This window comes from Streptococcus respiraculi, from assembly GCF_003595525.1.
Taxonomy (GTDB): Bacteria; Bacillota; Bacilli; order Lactobacillales; family Streptococcaceae; genus Streptococcus; species Streptococcus respiraculi.
The window spans coordinates 368951-391624 of record NZ_CP022680.1; the positions used below are offsets into that span (position 1 = coordinate 368951).

Genomic DNA, 22674 nt, shown 5'->3' on the forward strand with positions numbered 1-22674 from the left:
TTACTGTTTGGTCAAGACAACTGTATCGTTAAAGTCATCTTCGCTGATATCTTCAATAGTCAATGTGTTGCCGTCTAAGAAATAACGCTCGGTATCGTCACCGATGATGATACGCTGATTGCTTGGGTCAATCGTGACATTTTTGATTTCTTGCTCACCATCTGGTTCAACCTGAGTCCAAGTACCAGATGTTCCAGTGATGACAAGGGTTACTTCGTCTTCTTCGTCGCGTCCTTTATAGGTTCCGTCCAAGTCACCAGTTTGTGTGGCAGCTGCTGGAGTAGTTGCCGAAGAAGCAGAGGTTGCTTGGCTTGATACTATAGATGAGGTCTGAGAAGTTGCGTTCACGGTACTAGCAGGGCTAGAGCTTGCAGGTGCAGTTTGATTTTGTGTGTTTCCGCAGGCCACAAGGAAGAGTAAAAAGGCAGCTACAGTAGTGAATGATATAATTTTTGTAAATTTCATGGTTATTTCCTTTCAAAGAGAGATTAGCTTCTATTATACTCAAGTTTTAAATGGCTTGGCAAGATTTTTGCTTATGAAAAAACAAGGTCGAAAAAATAAGTTTTGGACCTTGTTGTTTTAACTGCTTGTTTACTCAATCACGAGCATTCCTTCTTTAATGGCAAATGGATGTTCTGGATTGATACGGTCGTAGAACATGATGCCGTTGATATGGTCAATTTCATGTTGGACGACAATGGCGTTAAAGCCTTTGAGTTTGATGCGGTGTTTTTCCCCATTTTTATCGAAATATTCCACTGTTACGCGGGCATGACGTACGACGTAGCCAGGGACTTCTCGGTCAACGGATAGGCAGCCTTCTCCGCCTTCCATAGCGGCCTCTTGAATGGAATGAGAGACGATTTTCGGATTGTACATGACTTCTTTTAGTGCGTATGCCTCAGCCGGTGGATTGCCCTCTTCGTCTTCGGGATTTGGCACAAGAACCGCAATGATGCGTTTTGACACATCGATTTGTGGCGCTGCAAGACCAACTCCACCACGGAGCTTCATTTTTTCTGCCATAACAGGGTCCTGGGAATGCTTGAGGAATTGGAGCATTTTTTCGCCTAAGATAATCTCCTCATCAGACAGTGGAAGTTGGACCTCTTCTGCAATCTTGCGCAAGGTTGGATGTCCTTCACGGATAATATCGTCCATATCGATTAAGTGGCTAGCTTTTGTTAAACGTTCAATTACAGACATAATCTTCTCCTTCTAGTTTCTAAAGACTAGTATAGCACGAAATCAAATAGAAGAAAAGGTGGGTGCAAGGGGAGGAAGAATCTGCTATACTAGTCAATAGAAGGAAAATCTAGTAGTTGTACTGAAAATATCCGTTGGAATAGTGGAAAAAAACAGAAAATAAGGAGATATTGTGAAAACGTTTCTGGGAAAATGGAGTGTTTTAGCCCTCTCATCCATGTTGGTTTCAGCTTTTTCAGTTTCACCAGCCCTGCCCTTGATGTTGGAGCATTTTAAGAACTATCCGAAAGAGCAGGTCGAAGTTCTGATTTCCACGCCATCCTTTTTTGTTTTGGTGGTTCTGCTGCTGAATCGCCCGCTCAACCGTCTATTCAATGAAGGTCAGATGATTGTGACTGGACTTTTGATGATGAGTCTAGGAGGGATGTTGCCTCTCGTAGCGCAGGAGTATTGGATTGTCGTTCTATCTCGGATGTGCTTTGGTCTCGGTGTCGGCATGATCAATGCCAAGGCGATTTCTATGATTAGCGAGCGGTATGAAGGTGTAGAACGCATTCAGATGTTGGGCTTTCGAGGTTCGTCAGAAGTGGTCGGATCAGCCTTTTTTACCATGCTAGTGGGGCAATTGATTAAAAGCAAGTGGAGCTACGCATTTGCCATTTATGGCTTTGGTCTCATCGTTTTGCTGTTCTATCTCTTTTTTGTTCCCAAAAAGAAAGCACCAGTAGTGAATGAGTCGGCTTCCTATGCTCCATTAAGCCCTTTCTTACGTTTACAGGCACTGGAGCTGGCCCTTTTTGCAGGTTGGAATGTCTGTATTAGTTCCTGCATTAGTCTGCGAATACCCCTGATTGTGACAGAGAGTGGTCTTGGAACGCCCTCGTCTGCTAGTTTGGTCCTCAGCCTTTATCAGCTGGTTGGGATTGTCTCGGGTCTTGCTTTTGCTCCGCTTTTGAAAAAATGTGGCTCGCGCTTGCTCGCTCTATCCTATCTCGCCCTAGCTTTATCAACTCTAGGGATTGCCCTTTCATCGCAGCTTGTGTTTCTTGCTTTTACTGCGCTAGGTGCAGGGTTTGTCAATAGTGTCCTGATGACTGCAGTCTTTCATGAATTGGCAGAAGAAATGCCTGCGCCCCTTCTTAACAATGCAACGGCAATCGTGCTAGTAGGCTGCAATCTAGGCGGTGCCTTGTCTCCCTATGTCCTAAAAGGAATTGGACTTCTAGGAGAACATTATCCGTTTATTTTTAGCGTTTTTGCAGTTAGCTGTATCAGCTTTGCCTTGCTTGCTTTTATGACAATCAATAGGAGGAAATCAGATGCGTCTGGATAAATTTTTAGTAGAATGTGGTATTGGCTCTCGAACAGAGGTCAAGAAAATCCTCAAATCAGGCAGGGTGACGGTCAATCAAGCGGTGGAAAAATCTGCCAAGGTCCAGATTGATGAACAGAAAGACCAGATTGCCTATCAGGGCGACGTTTTGACCTATGAGAAATTTGTCTACTATCTCTTAAATAAGCCAAAAGGTGTGATTTCTGCAACAGAAGATGATAAACACCGGACAGTCTTGGATTTGCTAGATGATACCGCTAGACATAAAGAAGTCTTCCCTGTTGGACGACTCGACATTGACACGCATGGACTCTTACTGTTGACCAATAATGGAGCATTGGCCCATGAAATGTTATCACCTAAAAAGCATGTGGACAAGGTCTATCAGGCTGAAGTGGCAGGTGTCATGACAGTAGAAGATATTGAACGCTTTGCGCGTGGAATCGAGCTAAAAGACGTTACCTGCCAGCCCGCTGATTTGGAAATTTTAGAGGTAAGGGAAGAGACGCAAGCCACGTGCGTGCAGATCCGTATTGCAGAAGGCAAATTCCACCAAGTTAAACGCATGGTGGCAGCCTGTGGCAAACAAGTGACGGATTTAAAGCGTCTTAGCATGGGGCCGTTACGCTTGGATGAGAGACTCCTCTTAGGAGAATGGCGCAGACTAACCGTAGCCGAGTTGGAAAGCCTCGCTATATTTGGAGTAGAGTTATAATGGACTGATGATGTTTCATCAAATAAAAGAACTAGCCAAATCAATCATTTTGTGGTAGACTAATACAAGCATAGGTTTTTAAACTCATCCCGTGAGGTGAGAAAGACAAATACGGATTACCACTTTGATAGTGTATAACAAAGGCCTATGACTATAGAAACGTTACATGGGCTTTTTTGTGTGCCCAAAGGAGGATTATGAAAGAATCAGTTCGTTTATTGCTGGATGTGGATGAAAAGCCGTCATTTGGCCAAGGTATTTTGCTCAGTTTTCAGCACGTGTTTGCCATGTTTGGTGCAACGATTCTAGTGCCCTTGATTTTGGGCATGCCGGTCTCTGTTGCTCTCTTTGCCTCAGGTGTGGGAACCTTGATTTACCAAGTTGCAACCCAGTTTAAGGTGCCGGTCTATCTCGGTTCATCCTTTGCCTATATTTCAGCGATGGCACTTGCCATTAAAGAGTTAAACGGGGATGTGTCTGCTGCTCAGACAGGGGTACTCTTTGTTGGTTTAATCTATGTCTTGATTGCAGCCTTGGTGAAAGTTATTGGGACCAAGTGGATTGATAGCCTCTTGCCACCGATTGTGATCGGTCCAATGATTATCGTTATCGGGCTTGGCTTGGCCAATTCAGCCGTGACAAATGCAGGCTTTGTCGCAGACGGAGACTGGCGCAAGGTTCTTGCAGCGATTGCGACCTTCTTAATTGCAGCCTTTGTCAATACAAAAGGAAAAGGCTTTATGAAGATTGTGCCATTTCTGATTGCGATTATCGGAGGGTACGTAGTGGCCTTGGCGCTTGGCTTGGTTGACTTTACACCTGTTCTTGAAGCTCCTTGGCTTGAATTGCCACGCTTCTATTTGCCATTTAAGACGGGTGTCTTTGAGCAATATAAACTCTACTTTGGACCAGAAATGCTTGCGATTTTACCGATTGCAGTGGTGACGGTAGCAGAGCACATCGGTGACCACACCGTCTTGAGCCAAATTTGTGGTCGTCAATTCTTGAAAAATCCAGGTTTGAATCGGACCTTGATTGGAGACGGGGTAGCGACTGCGGTATCTGCCTTTATCGGAGGTCCTGCCAATACGACCTACGGAGAAAATACAGGAGTTATCGGCATGACGCGTATCGCTTCTGTATCGGTGATTCGTAATGCCGCACTTATTGCGATTGCTTTTAGTTTCCTTGGGAAATTCACTGCCCTAATATCGACCATTCCAAGTGCAGTTCTAGGTGGGATGTCTATCCTACTCTACGGTGTTATTGCAAGTAACGGCTTGAAAGTCTTGATTGAAAGCCGAGTCGATTTTGGACAAGTTCGCAACCTCATCATCGCAAGTTCAATGCTCGTTTTGGGACTTGGTGGTGCTGTCTTAAATATCGGAGCAATCACCCTTTCAGGAACGGCGCTGAGTGCGATTGTGGGAATCATCCTCAACTTGATTTTGCCACGTGAAGCGCAGAAATAGTTGACAAAGACAGAAAAGATTGATAGAATAATGAGGTCCTAAGGACAAGAATTAGCCTTTCTTGGTCACGGGTTGCCAACCTGTTACTCGGATGTGGCTCAAATACAAAGGAGAAAATACTCATGGCAATCTCAAAAGAGAAAAAAAATGAAATCATGGCGCAATACGCTCGCCATGAAGGTGATACTGGTTCAGTTGAAGTACAAGTAGCTGTGCTTACTTGGGAAATCAACCACTTGAACGACCACATCAAACAACACAAAAAAGACCACGCAACTTACCGTGGATTGATGAAAAAAATCGGTCGCCGTCGTAACTTGTTGGCTTACTTGCGTAAGACAGACGTTAACCGTTACCGCGAATTGATTCATTCATTAGGTCTTCGTCGTTAATTTGATGAAAGAAAGCTCTCCCAGTCAGGGAGGGCTTTTTCTGCATTTAGTCCAATAGAATGGTAATATTTGAGCCTAAAATGAGGAAAAGGCTCTTAATAAATGTCATACCGAACTTTTCACGACTTTTAGAATCTGTATTTATAAGCGAAGTAATTCTAATCGGGCGCTTATTTTACGATAATCTAGGCGTTTTTTGAAGGAATACTGACTGTATTTCGAAAAAAAGCAACGATGAATAGCGAAAAATAGGCCCTGAATAGAGTTGCTGAGCTGTGAATACAGGTTCTTATCTGTATTCCGTAGAAATTCGCTTTTCCTTCGTTTGTTTTTCGGCTAAAATATGATAAAATAAACAAGATACGTGGTTTTGTGCAAAGTTGAGTTTGGGAGTGTCCCAGGTTGAGCTTTGTAGAAAACACGTCATCCTCTTTGAACAAAAAAAGACTGGGCTGTGTGTCTACTTTTGAGGTTCTGGAGAATATTTTATTAAACTTAGGAGATACAAATGGTAAAACAAACATTTGAAATGACGTTTGCAGGCCGTCCGCTCGTTGTTGAGGTCGGTCAGGTCGCAAAACAAGCAAACGGAAGCGTCGTTGTCCGCTACGGCGAAAGTACAGTCCTCACTGCGGCTGTCATGTCGAAAAAAATGGCAACAGGAGACTTTTTCCCTCTTCAAGTCAACTATGAGGAGAAGATGTATGCAGCTGGGAAATTCCCAGGAGGCTTTAACAAGCGTGAAGGTCGTCCGTCAACAGATGCAACCTTGACCGCTCGTTTGATTGACCGTCCGATTCGTCCGATGTTCGCTGAAGGCTTCCGCAACGAAGTGCAGGTCATTAACACTGTCTTGTCTTATGATGAAAATGCAAGCGCCCCAATGGCAGCGATGTTTGGTAGCTCTCTTGCCTTGTCTATCTCAGATATTCCCTTTAACGGCCCAATCGCAGGTGTTCAAGTCGGCTATGTGGACGGGGAATTGATCATCAATCCAACCAAGGAAGAGACTGAAGTTTCCTTGTTAGAGTTAACCGTGGCTGGAACGAAAGATGCCATTAACATGGTTGAGTCTGGTGCGAAAGAACTTTCAGAAGATGTCATGCTTGAAGCCCTTCTAAAGGGTCACGAAGCGGTGAAAGAATTGATAGCCTTCCAAGAGGAAATCGTAGCACAAGTCGGCAAGGAGAAAGCAGAAGTTGAATTGCTCCATGTGGATCAAGACTTGCAAGCTGAAATCATTGCAGCCTATAACAGCGACTTGCAAAAAGCGGTTCAAGTAGAAGAAAAATTAGCCCGTGAAGCAGCAACCAATGCGGTGAAAGAGCAAGTGACCACTGCCTATGCAGAAAAGTATGCAGACCATGAAGAATTTGACCGCATTATGCGCGATGTGGCGGAGATTCTAGAACAAATGGAACACGCAGAAGTGCGCCGCTTGATTACAGAAGACAAGGTTCGTCCTGACGGTCGCCGTGTGGATGAAATTCGTCCGCTTGAAGCTGCGGTTGACTTCTTGCCGCGTGTGCATGGTTCAGGTCTCTTCACTCGTGGACAAACCCAAGCCTTGTCTGTCTTGACCTTGGCACCAATGGGAGAAACACAAATTGTGGATGGCTTGGACCCTGAGTATAAAAAACGTTTCTTACACCATTACAATTTCCCTCAATATTCTGTAGGGGAAACTGGACGTTACGGTGCGCCAGGTCGTCGTGAAATTGGTCACGGTGCTCTTGGGGAACGCGCTCTTGAGCAAGTATTGCCAAGTCTTGAAGAATTCCCATACGCCATTCGTCTGGTAGCAGAAGTGCTTGAATCGAACGGTTCGTCTTCACAAGCCTCTATCTGTGCAGGAACACTTGCCCTTATGGCTGGTGGTGTGCCAATTAAGGCTCCTGTCGCAGGGATTGCCATGGGCTTGATTTCAGATGGGACCAACTATACTGTCTTGACGGATATCCAAGGTCTTGAAGACCACTTTGGAGATATGGACTTTAAAGTAGCTGGTACACGTGACGGAATTACTGCTCTTCAAATGGATATCAAGATAGAGGGAATTACAGCAGAAATCCTGCAAGAAGCCCTTGCTCAGGCCAAGAAAGCTCGCTTTGAAATCTTGGATGTCATTGAAGAAGCTATTCCAGCTGTGCGTCCAGATTTAGCACCAACTGCGCCGAAGATTGATACCATTAAGATTGATGTGGATAAAATCAAGATTGTCATCGGTAAAGGTGGCGAAACGATTGATAAGATTATCGCAGAGACAGGTGTCAAGATTGATATTGACGAAGAAGGGAACGTAGCGATTTACTCAAGTGACCGCGATGCTATTAACCGTGCCAAAGAAATCATCGCAGGCTTGGTGCGTGAAGCTAAAGTTGATGAAGTCTACCGTGCTAAGGTTGTCCGCATTGAAAAATTCGGTGCCTTTGTGAACCTCTTTGACAAGACAGATGCCCTTGTCCATGTATCTGAAATGGCTTGGACTCGTGTGAACAAAGTCGAAGATTTGGTGCAAATCGGCGATGAAGTGGATGTCAAAGTCATCAAGATTGATGAAAAAGGCCGCGTGGATGCGTCCATGAAAGTTCTCCTTCCTCGACCAGAGAAGATTGAGCAAGCAGAACCAAGAGAAAAAACAGACCGCCCACGTCGTCCAAGAGAAAAGAAAGAAAATAGCAATTTTGGGGAATTCAAGTTCCACAAGGTTGAAAAATAGAAAGTAGAGTAAGACAAGTTCTTTAGAACTTGTCTTATCCACAATAAAGGAGAAAAAATGGGTTGGTGGAAAGACACCATTGAGATTGTAAAAGAAAAAGATCCAGCAGCACGTACGACTTTAGAAGTGCTCTTAACCTATCCAGGGGTCAAAGCCCTTGCTGCCCATCGGGTATCGCATTTTCTATGGCGGCACAATTTAAAGTTGCTGGCACGGATGCACAGCCAATTTTGGCGTTTTTGGACGCAGATAGAGATTCACCCAGGTGCACAAATTGCAAGCGGGGTCTTTATTGATCATGGGGCAGGATTGGTCATTGGGGAAACAGCTGAGATTGAATCAGGTGTTATGCTCTACCACGGAGTGACCCTTGGAGGGACTGGAAAAGATTGTGGAAAGCGGCATCCGACTGTGCGCAGAGGTGCCCTTATCTCAGCCCATTCTCAAGTGATTGGCCCCATTGAAATTGGTGAAAATGCCAAGGTCGGAGCAGCAGCGGTGGTTCTGTCAGATGTACCAGCAGATGTGACGGTCGTTGGCATGCCGGCAAAAATTGTTCGGATTCATGGCAAAAAAGATGAAGAAGCAATCCGTCCCTTACAGGAAGCACGAGAAGCAAGTTATTATTCTGCCAAGTTGTAAGAATGAAGAACAGAGCACGCCATGCTCTTAGAAGAATTTGAATCGGTCAAAGCTGTTATTGAGCCAGAAATGGTGCACCACGAAGAATGAAACCTCAATATTCTAATCTTTTTTGATAGCCAAGGAGTTACATGATGAAGAATAAAGATTTTTTCAAGCGTTATTGGCATTATTTCGTTACGATGATTGGTGCTATCATCTTGATGATTGTTCGTCTCTTACAGGACCAGATAGATTCTGCTCTTATTTGGGGAGCTCTTGCGCTCCTTTGGCTCGTTCGGCTTTACAGAGCTTATAAGAGACGCTAAAGTTCTCGTGTTACCCTCTTATTTATAGAGATGGTTCGCAGAGATGCGGACAGACGATTTCCGATAGAAAGGAAGGAGCGAGGAAGAAATTCAGCGCTCAAGAATAAAACGATGATTAGGATTTATGATACCATGACACGAAGTCTCCGAGAGTTCGTGCCTTTAGAGGCAGGCAAGGTCAAGATGTATGTCTGTGGACCAACTGTATATAACTATATTCATGTTGGGAATGCCCGTTCGACCGTTGCTTTTGATACCATTCGGCGTTATTTTGAGTACCGTGGTTTTGAGGTGACCTATATTTCGAATTTTACCGATGTCGATGATAAGATTATTAATCGTGCCAAGGAAGAAGGAATTACGCCGCAAGAAATCGCTGAAAAATACATTGCAGCCTTTACCGCAGATGTGGAAAAATTAGGGGTTAAACCTGCTACTAAACACCCTCGCGTTATGCACTTTATGGAGGAAATTGTAGTCTTTATCGAGGAATTGATTGCAAAAGACTATGCCTATGAGGCAGGAGGGGATGTCTATTTCCGTGTTGAAAAGTCAAAAAACTATGCAGCCTTAGCCAATAAAACGCTGGAAGATTTAGTGTTAGGAGCTAGTGGTCGGACAGATGAAGAAACAGCCCGTAAGGAAAATCCAGTAGACTTTGCCCTCTGGAAATCGGCTAAAGCAGGTGAGATTTCATGGGATAGCCCTTGGGGAGCAGGCCGTCCGGGTTGGCATATTGAATGTTCTGTTATGGCGACAGAAATTTTGGGAGACACGATTGATATTCATGGTGGTGGTGCAGATTTGGAATTCCCTCACCATACCAATGAAATCGCCCAGTCAGAAGCCAAAACAGGGCAGACCTTTGCCAATTATTGGATGCACAATGGCTTTGTCAATATTGATAATGTCAAAATGTCTAAATCTTTGGGTAACTTTATTACTGTTCACGATGCACTTGAAACGGTTGACGGACAGGTCTTGCGCTTCTTTTTTGCTACTCAACATTACAGAAAACCCATTAATTTTACCGAAAAAGGGGTGCTAGACGCAGAAGTCAATCTCAAGTATTTGAAAAATACTTATGAGCAATCTTTTACTGACAATGTGGATATGGAACGCTTAGCGACATTTGAAAGTAAATTTTGCCAGGCGATGGATGAAGACTTTAACACGGCAAATGGAATTACCGTCGTCTTTGAAATGGCCAAGTGGATCAATTCTGGAAATTATAATGCGGACATAAAAACGGCATTTGAGAAAATGGTAGCAGTCTTTGGGATTGTTTTTGAGGAAGAGGTGTTAGATAGTGCGATTGAAGCCTTGATTGAACAACGTCAAGCAGCACGGGCAGCCAAAGACTTTGCAAAGGCAGATGAGATTCGTGATCAACTAGCTGCACAGGGAATCAAGCTTCTTGATACCAAGGACGGAGTGAGGTGGACGCGTGATTGATGTAACACTCATCAATGGGATTGCTCTTGCGTTTGAGGGGGATGCCGTCTATTCCATGTATATTCGTAGGCACTTGATTTTTAAAGGCTTGACCAAGCCTAATCACTTGCACAGAGAAGCCAACCGATATGTTTCTGCTAAAGCGCAAGCTGCGCTCATCTCTAAAATGCTGGACGAGGAATTTCTCAGCGAAAAGGAAGTTGACATCTACAAACGTGGTCGCAATACTAACAGCCACACTAAAGCAAAAAATGCGGATGTCGTGACTTATCGCATGTCTACTGGTTTTGAAGCGGTGCTTGGTTACCTCCACATGACGAATCAAATGGAACGACTTGAGGAAGTAATTAACTGGTGTATCGAAAATGGATAGGAGGTCCTATGCAGACTGAACCGCTTTTTTCAAACAAGAGTAAAGTAAGGAGAGAGGGAAATTCCCACTTGTTAGACAGCCAAGAGGCGCTAGCCTTTTTTCCAGCTGCTACCATAGTGGATACGCCAACTCACGAGGCTAATCAGCTCGCCTTTTCCTTATCAAATGGTCAGTGGTTGCAGGTAGAAAAAAAGAGCCTGACAGAGCGAGAACGCTATTTGCTGTCTCTTTCGACTGGCGATGAAGCAGTCTACTCTCGACATCCCTGGTACCGCTTTTTAGTCAAGGGAGTAGGGACAATGCCTCAGCAGATGAGTTCCATGCAATGGATTCATGTGCATCATTCCCTATCTGCGCTTGAGGAAAAAGAGGAGTTACAGGCTTGGCTTGAGGTTATGCGTTCCTTGTTATCCAATCGAGTAGTGGATTTTCAAGTGACAGCCCATGAGACTGTTTTTGTACTGGATCAAAGCACCTTCATTCCAATCCAGGAAGTGTTAGCTGATACCCTGTCTGCCATGGAATTTGACTTCGGCTTGAAGCTGACTATGTTGGTCGGGCAAATGTGGTCACAGGTAGCAGACGAGGACTGGACAAGGATTTTTCAAGCAGAACACCAGCTCTTTGTCGCTTGGCAAGAGCGGTTCCAATCCTCACGCGTCCTAACTTTTGGACAGGCCTTTCTGTGGGGGCAAGGACAGGAATTTTCGCTTGCTTCCTTGCGGCATCAACTATCTCACATGATTAGCCAACAAGACCAGTTGGCAGACAGTATTCTTGCCTTGTGGGAAGAAGCAGCTGTAGTCACAAAAGCGGCGCAGCGCCTCTATGTGCACCGCAATACGCTCCAATACCGCCTTGAAAAATGGCTTGATGTCAGTGGTCTGCAACTCCGCAATTTGACGGATTTAGCAGTTTGTTACCAAATCGTATTGGAAGAAAGGTAGTCTAGTGACGGAATACGAAAAGGCTTTTGTGCAACTTGTACAAAAGCTATTTTTCTTTTTGTTCACATTGACAGGGAAAAATAAAGCGTTTTCATATATACTAAAAGAGTAAGAACATGTATTCACAGTTCAGCAACTCTCTTCGGGGCTTATTTTTCGCTACTCATCGTTGCTTTTTTTCGAAATACAGTCAGTATTCCTTCAAAAAAACGCCTTGATTATCGTAAAATAAGCTCCCGATTAGAATTACTTCGCTTATGAATACAGGTTCTAAAAGAAAGCGAGGTTTGAACATGGTTCAATTAAATCTAAAAAATATCTACAAAAAATATCCAAACAGCGAACACTATTCTGTTGAGGATTTCAACCTAGACATTAAGGACAAGGAATTTATCGTATTTGTAGGTCCTTCAGGATGTGGAAAATCAACAACTCTTCGTATGATTGCTGGTCTTGAAGATATTACAGAAGGTGAAGCATACATTGATGATGTCTTGATGAATGATGTGGCACCAAAAGACCGTGACATTGCCATGGTTTTCCAAAACTATGCTCTTTACCCACATATGACTGTATTTGACAACATGGCCTTCGGTTTGAAATTACGTAAATACAGCAAAGATGAAATCAAAAAACGGGTAGAAGAAGCAGCTGCTATCCTTGGTTTGACTGAATTCTTGCAACGGAAACCAGCAGACCTTTCAGGTGGACAACGCCAACGTGTTGCCATGGGGCGTGCGATTGTCCGTGACGCAAAAGTGTTCTTGATGGATGAGCCATTGTCAAACTTGGACGCAAAACTTCGTGTATCTATGCGTACAGAAATTGCGAAAATCCACCGTCGTATCGGTGCGACAACTATTTACGTAACCCATGACCAGACAGAAGCGATGACACTTGCTGATCGTATCGTTATCATGAGCGCGACTAAAAATGAAGCAGGAACTGGTACAATCGGACGTATCGAACAAATCGGTACACCAGAAGAATTGTACAACTCTCCTGTTAACAAATTTGTCGCAAGCTTTATCGGAAGCCCAGCGATGAACTTCTTCAATGTGACCTTGAAAGATGGTGTTCTAACAGATGGAGACAATTTGTCAGTCCGCTTGCCAGAAGGTCGCAGAAAACATTTGGAAGAAAAAGGCTACGAAGGAAAAACGTTCACACTTGGTATCCGTCCAGAAGACATCAAGGCTTCACAATTGGAATTGGAAGCTTATCCAGATAGCATTGTAACATCAGAAGTAGTGGTATCTGAATTGCTCGGTGCGGAGTCTATGCTTTATAGCCGTGTCGGCTCAACTGAGTTTGTATCTCGTGTGGATGCGCGTGATTTCCACAAACCAGGTGAAAAAGTGCGCTTAGCCTTCAACCTCAATAAAGCACACTTCTTCGACAACACTACAAATAAAGCAATCGTCTAACATTTGGATATATATCAAAACTCCCTACCATTAGTGGGGAGTTTATGTCTTATTTGCTTGCGTTTTCTTCTGGATACTGCTCGTAAAAGTCCACTTTGAGCTGGATAAAGGCTTCTATATCATGGAGGAGCTGGAAAAGAGTGGCCCGTGCTTCAAATTCTTCCCGTGTTTGAGGAAGTGGACGCTCACGGAAGGTCTGATGAAAGAGTTCGATATCTTCTAGCAGTTCGTGACCAGGATTTTGTCTACTTAATTGGGAGGCTGTTCGCTCAAAAAGACTGGCTAGAATGACGGCCTCTCGACTTTCAAGGGAGAATGTATTGATGTTATTGGCCATGGTCCGTAGAATTTTATTCTGTGCCAACCGCATTTCAAAATAATGGACTTGATAGTTAGTTTGGTAAAAAACTTGATTGTGGCGATCGAGGTAGACAATATTTAATACCTCTTGAAGAGTTTGATCGAGTTGGATGATAAGTTGTGCTTCATTTCGGCCATCACCGGTTAATAGAAACTCTTGGAAACGAAGGAGAATGGCTTTGAGTTCTTGTTCAACTTGAACATGGTAAGCTTGAATTTTTTTATCTTGCGAAGGCATATAGAGATTGGCAAGAAGAGCAATGCCTGCACCGATGAGAAAGATGGCAAGTTCGTTTCCGAGCAGAGCTAGTGATGTGGTTTGTTCTAAGAAAAGGTGGGTCACAAGAACTGTACAAGGGGCAATGCCTGCCGTCAGATTCGCCTTATACGCAAGTGGGACGTAGAGGCAGAGGTACAGCCCCAAGGTCAGCAAGTGAAAGCCAAAAAGCGAGAAAAGAAGAGCGGCAATCGCAAGAGCTAGAACGGTGGACCAAAGCCTAGCCCAGGCAGTTTTTAGAGAGGCACGCCTTGTATCTAAAACGCTTAAAATAGCGATGATTCCTGCTGATGTAGCATAAGATAGGTGCAAAAAATCGGCTAAGGCAATGGCCACACAAGTCGCCAGTACCAGCTTAATCGTCCGATGAAGTAAAGGCATAGGGTTCTCCTAGTTCTTTTTTGAGTATATAGAAAGAATATGATATTATTGTAGCATAAAATAAGGAGAAAGTATCTGATGAAAAGGATAAAGAAAAATAAGTTGATCGTTGTCAGTATTGGGCTATTTTTGTGTGCAGTAGTGCTTTGCGCATGCGCAGAGGGACAGCAAGAAACAACGTCGAATAGTCCATCAAGTAGCATTAAAAATCGAAAGAAAGAAAAATCGTCTACAGAATTGCAGGAAGAAAAGTCTTCTAGTAGCGAAAAAGAGAAAAGTTCTTCCTCGATGGCTGTATCTTCTTCGACAAGCCCAAATCCTCAAACACAGCCAAGTGCGACAGAAAAAGGTTATTGGAATGCCCAAAAGGCTCAGCGATTACAGGACTATATTTTGGGTTATTGGGGACCAGCTCTAGGGCAGGAATACCGTTCTTATGACCCAATGCACGATGTTGATTTTTATGGGATGCTGATTCCAAGTTATATTTTGAATCCGAGTCTGGATCGAAGTCAGTTCCCAAGTATGGTACCTGATTTTGCTGGGCAAACTCCTTACTTGATTTGGTCAGAAAACGGCCTGGTAGAAGGGAGTCAAATAGCTTTGGTAGCTGTTTATTCCGATATTGAACCGACGAAACGTCTTGCTTCTCATCTGTATCTGTTTACCATCCATCAAGGAATACCAAAGGTTTGGATTACCGAACAGAATCAAGGAAATCCTGAGCGAGTTCTTTATTTCCGAGAAACAGCCAATGAAGAATTAAAGGCTTTCTTTAGCGAATTAGTAGGGGAATAATATGATTCGCATGCTGGGAATTGTTCCCCAATCTGAGTGATATAGGTGATGTTCATTTGGTGAGCTGAAAAGGTTGTAAAACGGGCTATAGTTGGCTCGTTTTTATCATTTTAAACTCTTTAGATACTGGTTAGATATTTTTTCAAAAAAACAGACGAAAATCAGATGAAGCTTAGGGAACCATGAGATGGATCTGATATGATGAACATACCAATATTACAAAAGGAGTCATCCCGACATGAAACGAAAACTAATTGCCCTAGTCAGCTTATGTGCTCTTGTCTTGGTTGGCTGCCATGCAGCCCCAAAGAAGGAGATGAAAAAAGAAACCACATCTAGTTACCGCTACCATAATCTCGTCAGCACCCAAAATACAGAAGAACTCCAAAAAGATTTACAAGAACAAGGTGTTTCAAAAGAAAATTGGCAAGCTCTATCTGCCTTTATAGACAGTTATCATCAGGATAACAAATCGTATGAAAAGGAGGCTAAGGACTGGACAAGTATGGAGCTTGGACAAGATGCAAATCAGTTTACTACGATGTTGGATGAAGCAGAGTACAAAGAAAAGGTCAGCCATTTTCCAAAAGATCTGAACTGCCGTCAAACAGCCTTTTTGCTTCTACGCTCTCTCTTGCGCTATGATACAGACAAGGTGAAACATCTTGCAGAACATCCAGAGTTTCAGACCTTGAAGCAATACCATCCTGAATTGACAGATGCAGACAGTCAGCTATATAGTCTGTTGTTTCTTGACAATCCAGCCTACAAGTCTGCAACTGATTTGACCAAGGCTTGGAAAGACGCAGGTGTTACCTTCTCTAATAAACTACGTCTATTGTCAGCAGTGCAAAATGTAGAAGGTTCTGTGATTAGTATGCATGTTGGCTTAGTGTATGAAAAAGATGGGAAAGTCTATTTCCTTGAAAAGATGGATCCCTCCCTTCCTTATAGACTCAGCGAATTTCAATCGTGGAAAGATTTCCACGAGCATATGCTGACAGGTCGTTTCCAATTCTTTAGAGATAAAATTGCGTTATTAGTTAATGATCAAGACTTGTCTGAGCTAGCAAACATGAAGAAATGAGTCATCTTGTTTAAAGCCAAAAATCCACAAAAGCTATGATAGGATTATCCTGCCTTTGTGGATTTTTTGATGTGTAGTGAGCACTCAATGAATGGTAAAAAGAAGCGGGTTTGCTTGTTCGCACATTATCCAGACAAATGATGGGAAAAAGAATAGAGATTTGCGGGAAATCTACTATTCATTGACTAGCAAATGCCAGTTGAAACTGTTATAATAAAGCTATGAAACAAGTAGAAGAAAATGATATTGTATATGGCGTACATGCAGTAGTAGAAAGTTTGGAAGCTAATCTTGGCAATAAACTCTATCTGCAGGATGATTTGCGTGGAAAAAATGTTGAAAAAATCAAGGCTCTAGCAGCTGAAAAAAAAGTTTCGATTTCTTGGACCTCTAAGAAGAGTTTGACAGATATGACTTCAGGGGCTGTTCATCAAGGATTTGTTTTGCGAGTGTCCGCATTTGCCTACGCAGAGTTAGGAGATATTTTATCCAAAGCAGAGCAGGAAGCTAATCCCCTAATTCTGATTTTGGATGGTCTGACAGATCCGCATAATTTTGGGTCTATCTTACGAACGGCAGATGCAACACAGGTGGCTGGAATTATCATTCCTAAACATCGTGCGGTTGGTGTGACCCCGGTAGTTGCAAAAACCTCGACAGGTGCGGTCGCCCATGTTCCAATTGCCCGTGTGACCAATCTAAGCCAGACCTTGGACACATTAAAAGAAGCTGGGTTCTGGATTTTTGGAACAGATATGGATGGGACTCCTAGTCACAAATGGAATACACAAGGAAAGCTCGCTCTCATTATTGGCAATGAAGGCAAGGGGATTTCTGCCAATATTAAAAAGCAGGTCGATGAGATGATTACTATTCCAATGAAAGGGCATGTCCAAAGTTTAAATGCCAGCGTGGCAGCAGCTGTCTTGATGTATGAAGTATTTCGCAACAAACTATAAGGCTGTAAGAGAAAGCAGAAAAGGAGATTTATGGTCGCATTTAAAATTATGACGGATTCGACGGCAGATGTGCCGCTAGAGTGGATAGAACAATATGGGCTCACCATTATGGGATTGACAGTTGAGCTAGACGGTGTCGTTTATGAAACAGTTGGTGAGAATCGCTTAACCAGTGATGTGTTATTGGAAAAAATGCTAGCAGGTGGCCAACCGACAACTAGTCAGGTCAATGTGGGACAGTTTGAAGCGGTTTTTGCAGAAGCAGCTAAGGCAGGCGAAGCAGTATTGTACCTCGCATTTTCAGCTGCTTTATCAGGAACTTACCAAAGTGCGGTCATGGCGCGTGACATGGTTCTGGAAGCGTATCCAACAGCTGTCATTGAAATCATCAATACCAAGGCAGCAACCATTGGAGAAGGCTACTTGGTCCTCAAAGCAGCACAAGCACGGGAAGCAGGTAGCTCACTTGTTGAGACAGTAGCGCTGATTGAAGACTTAGCACCACGCTTACGGACCTATCTGTTGGTAGATGATTTGCAGCATTTGGTACGTGGTGGTAGACTCTCTAAAGCAGCGGCTCTGATTGGCGGTTTAGTTAATATTAAACCCTTACTTTCGATTGATGCAGAAGGTAGCTTGGTTCCCATTGCCAAACTAAGAGGCAAGAAGAAGGGGATTAAGGAAATGCTCTCTCTGACCTTGCAACAGTTAGATGATCCTTGTGTCATGGTAGCTTATACTGGCGATGTCGAAACAGCCGAGCAATTGAAAGCTACCTTACTAGCAGAATCACAGGTAGAGCAGGTTATCTTAGAGCCATTAGGACCGATTATTGCCAGCCATACAGGAACTGGTGCAATTGCGATGTTATCTATTAGCAAAGACAAGCGGTAATCCGCTTTTCTTTGGAATAAAAAAGAAAACGCTTACCAAGGAGAAAGAAATGAAACGACTATTATCTGCCTATGCAAGCGACGTCATGGCCATGACTAAGTCGGATTTAAAACAAAGTATCAAGGCCAGCGAAGGTCGCATTTTACTAGGGGAAACAGTGGTGACAGCAGCCCCATTAATTGCGGGTGTGTCAAATGCAGAAATGATGTCTGCTTTTGGTTGCGATTTGCTCGTACTCAATGAGTTTGATGTTTTCACGTGTTTTATTCAGGATTTTTACGCCTGTGATAATCCTATTGCAGAGCTGAAGCGGCTAACAGGTCGCCCTATCGGGATCAATTTAGAGCCAGTTGATGATACAAAAGAGGTCTTGGATGAACAAGTCCACCTTTCTTTAGGACGCAAGGTCAGTCCTGCTAGTTTACAAAGGGCTAACGAACTTGGGATTGACTTCATTATGCTGACAGGAAATCCGTCAACAGGTGTGTCTTTAGCAGCCATTGAGTCTGCTATTCGTCTTGCAGTAGAGCATTTTGATGGACTAATCTTTGCAGGAAAGATGCACGGAGCAGGATTAGGTGAAGCGGTGGTCAATGAAGCGGCTTTGTTGGATTTTGTTGCAGTAGGAGCAGATGGCGTCTTGATTCCAGCGGTGGGAACAGTTCCAGGTGTACGAGAAGATATAGTAGCACCAATCATTGAGCGCATTAAACAAGCTGGGGCTTTGGTGATGTCGACGATCGGAACCAGTCAAGAAAGTGCAGATAGTCAGACAGTACGGGAGTTTGGTCTTAGCAATAAGCGTGTGGGTACAGACATTCATCATATTGGAGATGGTGGCTATGGTCGTATGCCAGACCCCGAAAACATCATGGCATTGAGCCTAGCTGTCAGAGGAAAACGCCACACCTATTTCCGAATGGGGCAGTCTATTCTTCGTTAATAATAGCTGTTATTTTGAAATAGCTGTTGAAGAAAAAGATGAGCTAATGTGGCTTATTGGAAGATAGTGGCTCCGTTTTGAACGGCCAATTCCTTGCAGAAAAAAATCAAGAAAAAGAGAGTAGTTAGGCTTGACTTTCTCTCTTTTCTTTTGATATAATGGTAGACGGTATTGTTTACCCCATTTGAAAGGCCCCGGAACCCTTCAAATAACTTGCGGACCGGAACATCCGCCCTGTAAACAAAAACGACATTCATATAGGAGAAATCATGAACAAAACAACATACATGGCTAAGCCAGGTGAAGTTGAACGCAAATGGTATGTAGTAGACGCTACTGATGTGCCTCTTGGACGCCTTTCAGCAGTTGTAGCAAGCGTTCTTCGTGGAAAAAACAAACCAACATTTACACCACATACTGATACAGGTGACTTCGTAATCGTTATCAATGCTGAAAAAGTGAAATTGACTGGTAAAAAAGCAACTGATAAAGTTTACTACACTCACTCAATGTATCCAGGTGGATTGAAATCAATCACTGCTGGCGAACTTCGTTCAAAAAATGCAGTTCGTTTGATTGAAAAATCAGTTAAAGGAATGCTTCCACACAACACTCTTGGTCGCGCTCAAGGGATGAAATTGAAAGTATTCGTTGGTTCTGAGCACAACCACGCTGCACAACAACCAGAAGTTCTTGATATTTCAGGACTTATCTAAGGAAAGGAACAAATAAAGTATGTCACAAGCACAATATGCAGGTACTGGACGTCGTAAAAACGCTGTTGCACGCGTTCGCCTTGTTCCAGGAACTGGTAAAATCACTGTTAACAAAAAAGATGTAGAAGAGTACATCCCACATGCTGACCTTCGTTTGGTTATCAACCAACCATTTGCTGTTACATCAACAGTAGGAAGTTACGATGTTTTCGTAAATGTTGTAGGTGGTGGTTATGCAGGTCAAGCAGGAGCTATCCGCCACGGTATCGCTCGTGCCCTTCTTCAAGTAGACCCAGACTTCCGCGACTCTCTTAAACGCGCTGGCCTTCTTACACGTGACGCTCGTATGGTAGAACGTAAGAAACCAGGTCTTAAGAAAGCACGTAAAGCAAGTCAGTTCTCAAAACGTTAAGAAACGGCTTTATATCAGCTTTTATCAACACTTCATGGTTCACACCATGGGGTGTTTTTTGGTGTATTTTTTTAAAAATTCACACCATTTTTCACACCAAATTCACACCATTTATTCTTTCGGATTTTCATTTAGCGCATTCTTTTTTGAGTTGGCTATGATATAATGAATAGTGAAAATGTTTGATGACGATTCTGTAAGGAAACGGTCTAATGAAATGAGGTTAAGTTGCTATGATTACATCGGAAGAGATAAAGTCGCGTTTATGGAATGGAGCAAATGAATTACGTGGCTCTATGGATGCAAGTCGCTATAAAGATTACATGCTGGGGCTGATGTTCTATAAATTTTTAAGTGATCAAACACTTAAAACCTTTGCGATGACAGCTGGTTTGACAAGTGAGGATAATTGGTATGATGCTTATGTGGAAGCACATGCTACTTATGGTGAGGACTTGGAGAGTATGATTCAGGATGTAGTAGGTTATTATGTCCGCCCAACTCATCTATACCAAACTTGGATAAAGGATATGAACTCCGGTCATTTTGAGGTGCAAAAGGTTGCGGATAGTCTTAGTCAATTTGAGCGTAGTATAGCAGTGACCAAGGGTTCAGATGATTTTAAGGGACTTTTTGCTAATTCGACATTGGATTTGGCAGACACAGCCCTAGGAAGTAACTTAAATGAGCGTAGTAAAAATATTCAGGCGCTAATCCGTTTATTTGAAGATTTAGATATGGTTGCCTTGCAAGATGGAGATGTGCTAGGAGATGCCTATGAGTACTTGATTGGTCAGTTTGCCATGGAATCTGGTAAAAAAGCTGGAGAATTCTACACCCCACATCAAGTTAGTGAAGTGATGGCACAGATTATTGCAACAGATGGTGGGATCTCGTCCATCTATGACCCCACAGTTGGTTCAGGCTCGCTTTTGTTGACTGTTAGGAAGCACTTATCTGACGAGCAACAAAAGAAGTTAAATTATTATGGTCAAGAAAAAAACACAGCTACTTATAACTTGACACGAATGAACCTGTTATTGCACGGTGTTCGTCCAGAGAAAATGACCATAAAAAATGGCGATACCCTATCACACGACTGGCCAGAAGATCCTGAAAGACCAAACGAAGGGGTACAATTTGATGCGGTGGTTATGAATCCACCTTACTCTGTTAAAAATTGGAATCGTTCAGGTTTAAAATCAAGCGATCCTCGGTTTGAGGTCGCAGGTGTACTCCCTCCTGATTCAAAGGGTGATTATGCTTTTTTATTACACGGTTTGTATCACTTATCAACAACAGGGACTATGGCGATCGTCTTACCGCATGGTGTATTATTCCGTGGAGCGGCAGAAGGCGAAATCCGTAAACGTCTGCTTGCGAAAAATCAAATCGATGCAGTTATCGGGCTTCCAAGTAATCTCTTTACCAATACAGGAATCCCAGTATGTATCATTATTTTGAAGAAAAATAGAGGGTTGGATGAACCGGTTCTCTTTATTGATGCATCTAAAAACTTTATCAAATCTGGTAAGCAAAATGCCCTTCAAGAAAAAGATATTGCCAAAATTGTTGATGTCTACCAAAATCGTTTAGAAGAGAAAGGGTACAGTCATTTAGCGACACGTCAAGAGTTGATTCAAAATGACTATAATATGAATATTCCACGTTATGTAGCGGCTATTGATGAAGAAATCCCCCATGATGTAGATGCTCACCTATATGGTGGTATTCCTGAAACAAACATCCAATCATTAAACGTATTAAATCAACTCGTTCCTGACATGCTGAAACAAGCTTTTATAGAGAAATTTCCAGGCTACGTGAAGTTGAAAACATCCACAGAAGAATTTACGAAAGATATTTTTGCACATCCAGCAGTTATAGCAATATCTGAAGAGGTGAAAAAGGTCATATTAGATTATGTTGCAGTCTATTGGAAAGGGCTACATCAGCTAAATCCAGATACCAATACACGGATGTTGAAAGAAAGGATGTTGACAGATATAAAGACACGTCTTGCTGATTTTGAGCTGATTGATAGTTATGAAGGCTATCAAATCATTGCAGAAATCTGGGCAGAAACGCTGACACATGATGCGGAACTCATCGAACAATTGGGCTATTATAAGGCAGGTCGCACACGTGAACCTAATATGGTCACGAGGGGGAAAAATAAAGAGAAGTTTCAAGATGGCTGGAATGGGGTTATTATTCCAAATAGTCTGATTGCTAGTGAACTGTTCGAAAGTGAGCAGTCAGAAATTGAAGGCTTAAAATCGAGAGTAGTAGAAATCGAAAGTGAATTGAGTGAGTTGGTTGAGGCAGCCAAGGTAGAAGATAGCGAAGAATACAATGCTCTCTTTGATACCATTAAGAAAAATGATGAGGGAGAGCCACAAGATAGCTTTGATAATAAACTGTTAAACCAATCCCTGAAGCAAGTAGAACAATCCTCTGCTGAGTATACTCTTTTGAAAAAAGTTGTGGAGAACACCAAGGAAAAAACGACCATCAGCAAGTCCATTAAGGTAAAAGAGCAAGAGTTGAAAGAACTCGTATCGGACCGTATTGAGAAATTAACGGATGAAGAAATCGACCGCCTTCTGTATAAAAAATGGTTTGGCAATGTTGTCAAGAAGGCTGTGGAACTGGTTGAAACACCTCTTAAAGCTGAAATTGCCATTATTGATGAATTGGACAAGCGCTACGGTGAAACCTTAGATGACATGGACGCTGAAATTGCTAAGCTAGAAAAAGAACTGGAAGCCTTAATGAATGAATTGGTGGTGCTGTCATGACAAAAATAGATAAGAACATTCCCAAACGTCGCTTTAAAGAGTTCAAAAATGCTT

The 22674-nt window shown here is 42.9% G+C and carries 22 protein-coding genes; 19 read left to right on the top strand and 3 right to left on the bottom strand.

The window, feature by feature from the left end; genetic code table 11:
• Together CHF41_RS01785 and def are read right to left on the bottom strand one after the other, a co-directional pair.
• On the bottom strand, positions 1–465 hold the full coding sequence (locus CHF41_RS01785) for an SP_0198 family lipoprotein (RefSeq protein WP_119875761.1): 465 nt from the start codon (positions 463–465) through the stop codon (positions 1–3).
• Between the two features lie 129 nt (positions 466–594).
• Complete coding sequence (gene def / locus CHF41_RS01790; RefSeq protein WP_119875762.1) at positions 595–1209, bottom strand: peptide deformylase; 615 nt, start codon at positions 1207–1209, stop codon at positions 595–597.
• Between the two features lie 172 nt (positions 1210–1381).
• Here def and CHF41_RS01795 point away from each other — a divergent pair, with 172 nt between their 5' ends.
• The 11 genes from CHF41_RS01795 (at position 1382) to CHF41_RS01840 (ending at position 12992) form a co-directional block, all read left to right on the top strand.
• Positions 1382–2542, top strand: a complete 1161-nt coding sequence (locus tag CHF41_RS01795; RefSeq protein WP_119875763.1) for an MFS transporter — start codon at positions 1382–1384, stop codon at positions 2540–2542.
• Positions 2529–3257, top strand: a complete 729-nt coding sequence (locus tag CHF41_RS01800) for a pseudouridine synthase (protein WP_119875764.1) — start codon at positions 2529–2531, stop codon at positions 3255–3257. Before CHF41_RS01795 ends, CHF41_RS01800 begins: the two co-directional genes overlap by 14 nt.
• 197 nt (positions 3258–3454) lie before the next feature.
• Positions 3455–4729 (top strand): uracil-xanthine permease family protein, encoded by a 1275-nt coding sequence (locus CHF41_RS01805; RefSeq protein ID WP_119875765.1) that lies wholly within the window; start codon positions 3455–3457, stop codon positions 4727–4729.
• Between the two features lie 122 nt (positions 4730–4851).
• On the top strand, positions 4852–5121 hold the full coding sequence (rpsO, locus tag CHF41_RS01810; RefSeq protein ID WP_067086848.1) for a 30S ribosomal protein S15: 270 nt from the start codon (positions 4852–4854) through the stop codon (positions 5119–5121).
• 508 nt (positions 5122–5629) lie between these two features.
• On the top strand, positions 5630–7840 hold the full coding sequence (gene pnp, locus CHF41_RS01815) for a polyribonucleotide nucleotidyltransferase (protein WP_119875766.1): 2211 nt from the start codon (positions 5630–5632) through the stop codon (positions 7838–7840).
• A gap of 57 nt (positions 7841–7897) precedes the next feature.
• Positions 7898–8482: a serine O-acetyltransferase gene (gene cysE / locus CHF41_RS01820; RefSeq protein ID WP_119875767.1), complete on the top strand. Its 585-nt coding sequence runs from the start codon at positions 7898–7900 to the stop codon at positions 8480–8482.
• Between the two features lie 131 nt (positions 8483–8613).
• Positions 8614–8790 (top strand): hypothetical protein, encoded by a 177-nt coding sequence (locus CHF41_RS10040; RefSeq protein WP_162911907.1) that lies wholly within the window; start codon positions 8614–8616, stop codon positions 8788–8790.
• 111 nt (positions 8791–8901) lie between these two features.
• Positions 8902–10245 carry a cysteine--tRNA ligase gene (cysS, locus tag CHF41_RS01825; protein ID WP_119875768.1) on the top strand — a complete coding sequence of 448 codons (1344 nt, stop codon included), beginning with the start codon at positions 8902–8904 and terminating at the stop codon, positions 10243–10245.
• Positions 10238–10618 carry a Mini-ribonuclease 3 gene (locus CHF41_RS01830; RefSeq protein ID WP_119875769.1) on the top strand — a complete coding sequence of 127 codons (381 nt, stop codon included), beginning with the start codon at positions 10238–10240 and terminating at the stop codon, positions 10616–10618. Before cysS ends, CHF41_RS01830 begins: the two co-directional genes overlap by 8 nt.
• Before the next feature lie 8 nt (positions 10619–10626).
• Positions 10627–11565 (top strand): helix-turn-helix domain-containing protein, encoded by a 939-nt coding sequence (locus tag CHF41_RS01835; RefSeq protein ID WP_119875770.1) that lies wholly within the window; start codon positions 10627–10629, stop codon positions 11563–11565.
• A gap of 293 nt (positions 11566–11858) precedes the next feature.
• Positions 11859–12992, top strand: a complete 1134-nt coding sequence (locus CHF41_RS01840; protein WP_119875771.1) for an ABC transporter ATP-binding protein — start codon at positions 11859–11861, stop codon at positions 12990–12992.
• 49 nt (positions 12993–13041) lie between these two features.
• Here the strand turns inward: CHF41_RS01840 and CHF41_RS01845 are convergent, their stop codons facing one another.
• Entirely contained in the window at positions 13042–14010 is a 969-nt protein-coding gene (locus tag CHF41_RS01845) for an aromatic acid exporter family protein (RefSeq protein WP_119875772.1), read from the bottom strand.
• Positions 14011–14088: 78 nt separating this feature from the next.
• Here CHF41_RS01845 and CHF41_RS01850 point away from each other — a divergent pair, with 78 nt between their 5' ends.
• From CHF41_RS01850 to CHF41_RS01885, 8 genes are all read left to right on the top strand, one after another.
• Entirely contained in the window at positions 14089–14808 is a 720-nt protein-coding gene (locus CHF41_RS01850) for a DUF4767 domain-containing protein (protein ID WP_119875773.1), read from the top strand.
• A gap of 238 nt (positions 14809–15046) precedes the next feature.
• A complete protein-coding gene (locus CHF41_RS01855) occupies positions 15047–15895 on the top strand; it encodes a DUF4300 family protein (RefSeq protein WP_119875774.1) in 849 nt (282 codons plus the stop codon).
• Positions 15896–16116: 221 nt separating this feature from the next.
• Positions 16117–16854 carry a 23S rRNA (guanosine(2251)-2'-O)-methyltransferase RlmB gene (rlmB, locus tag CHF41_RS01860; protein ID WP_119875775.1) on the top strand — a complete coding sequence of 246 codons (738 nt, stop codon included), beginning with the start codon at positions 16117–16119 and terminating at the stop codon, positions 16852–16854.
• Between the two features lie 30 nt (positions 16855–16884).
• Positions 16885–17748, top strand: coding sequence for a DegV family protein (locus tag CHF41_RS01865; RefSeq protein WP_119875776.1), 864 nt, complete (start codon positions 16885–16887; stop codon positions 17746–17748).
• A gap of 49 nt (positions 17749–17797) precedes the next feature.
• Positions 17798–18691, top strand: a complete 894-nt coding sequence (locus CHF41_RS01870) for a DUF7916 family protein (RefSeq protein WP_119875777.1) — start codon at positions 17798–17800, stop codon at positions 18689–18691.
• A 269-nt stretch (positions 18692–18960) separates the two neighbouring features.
• Entirely contained in the window at positions 18961–19407 is a 447-nt protein-coding gene (gene rplM / locus CHF41_RS01875) for a 50S ribosomal protein L13 (RefSeq protein ID WP_067086679.1), read from the top strand.
• 19 nt (positions 19408–19426) lie between these two features.
• The gene (gene rpsI / locus CHF41_RS01880; protein WP_075099218.1) at positions 19427–19819 is read left to right on the top strand and encodes a 30S ribosomal protein S9; all 393 of its coding nucleotides are present in this window, start codon (positions 19427–19429) and stop codon (positions 19817–19819) included.
• Between the two features lie 233 nt (positions 19820–20052).
• Positions 20053–22620, top strand: a complete 2568-nt coding sequence (locus CHF41_RS01885; RefSeq protein ID WP_119875778.1) for a type I restriction-modification system subunit M — start codon at positions 20053–20055, stop codon at positions 22618–22620.
• Positions 22621–22674: the final 54 nt, after the last annotated feature.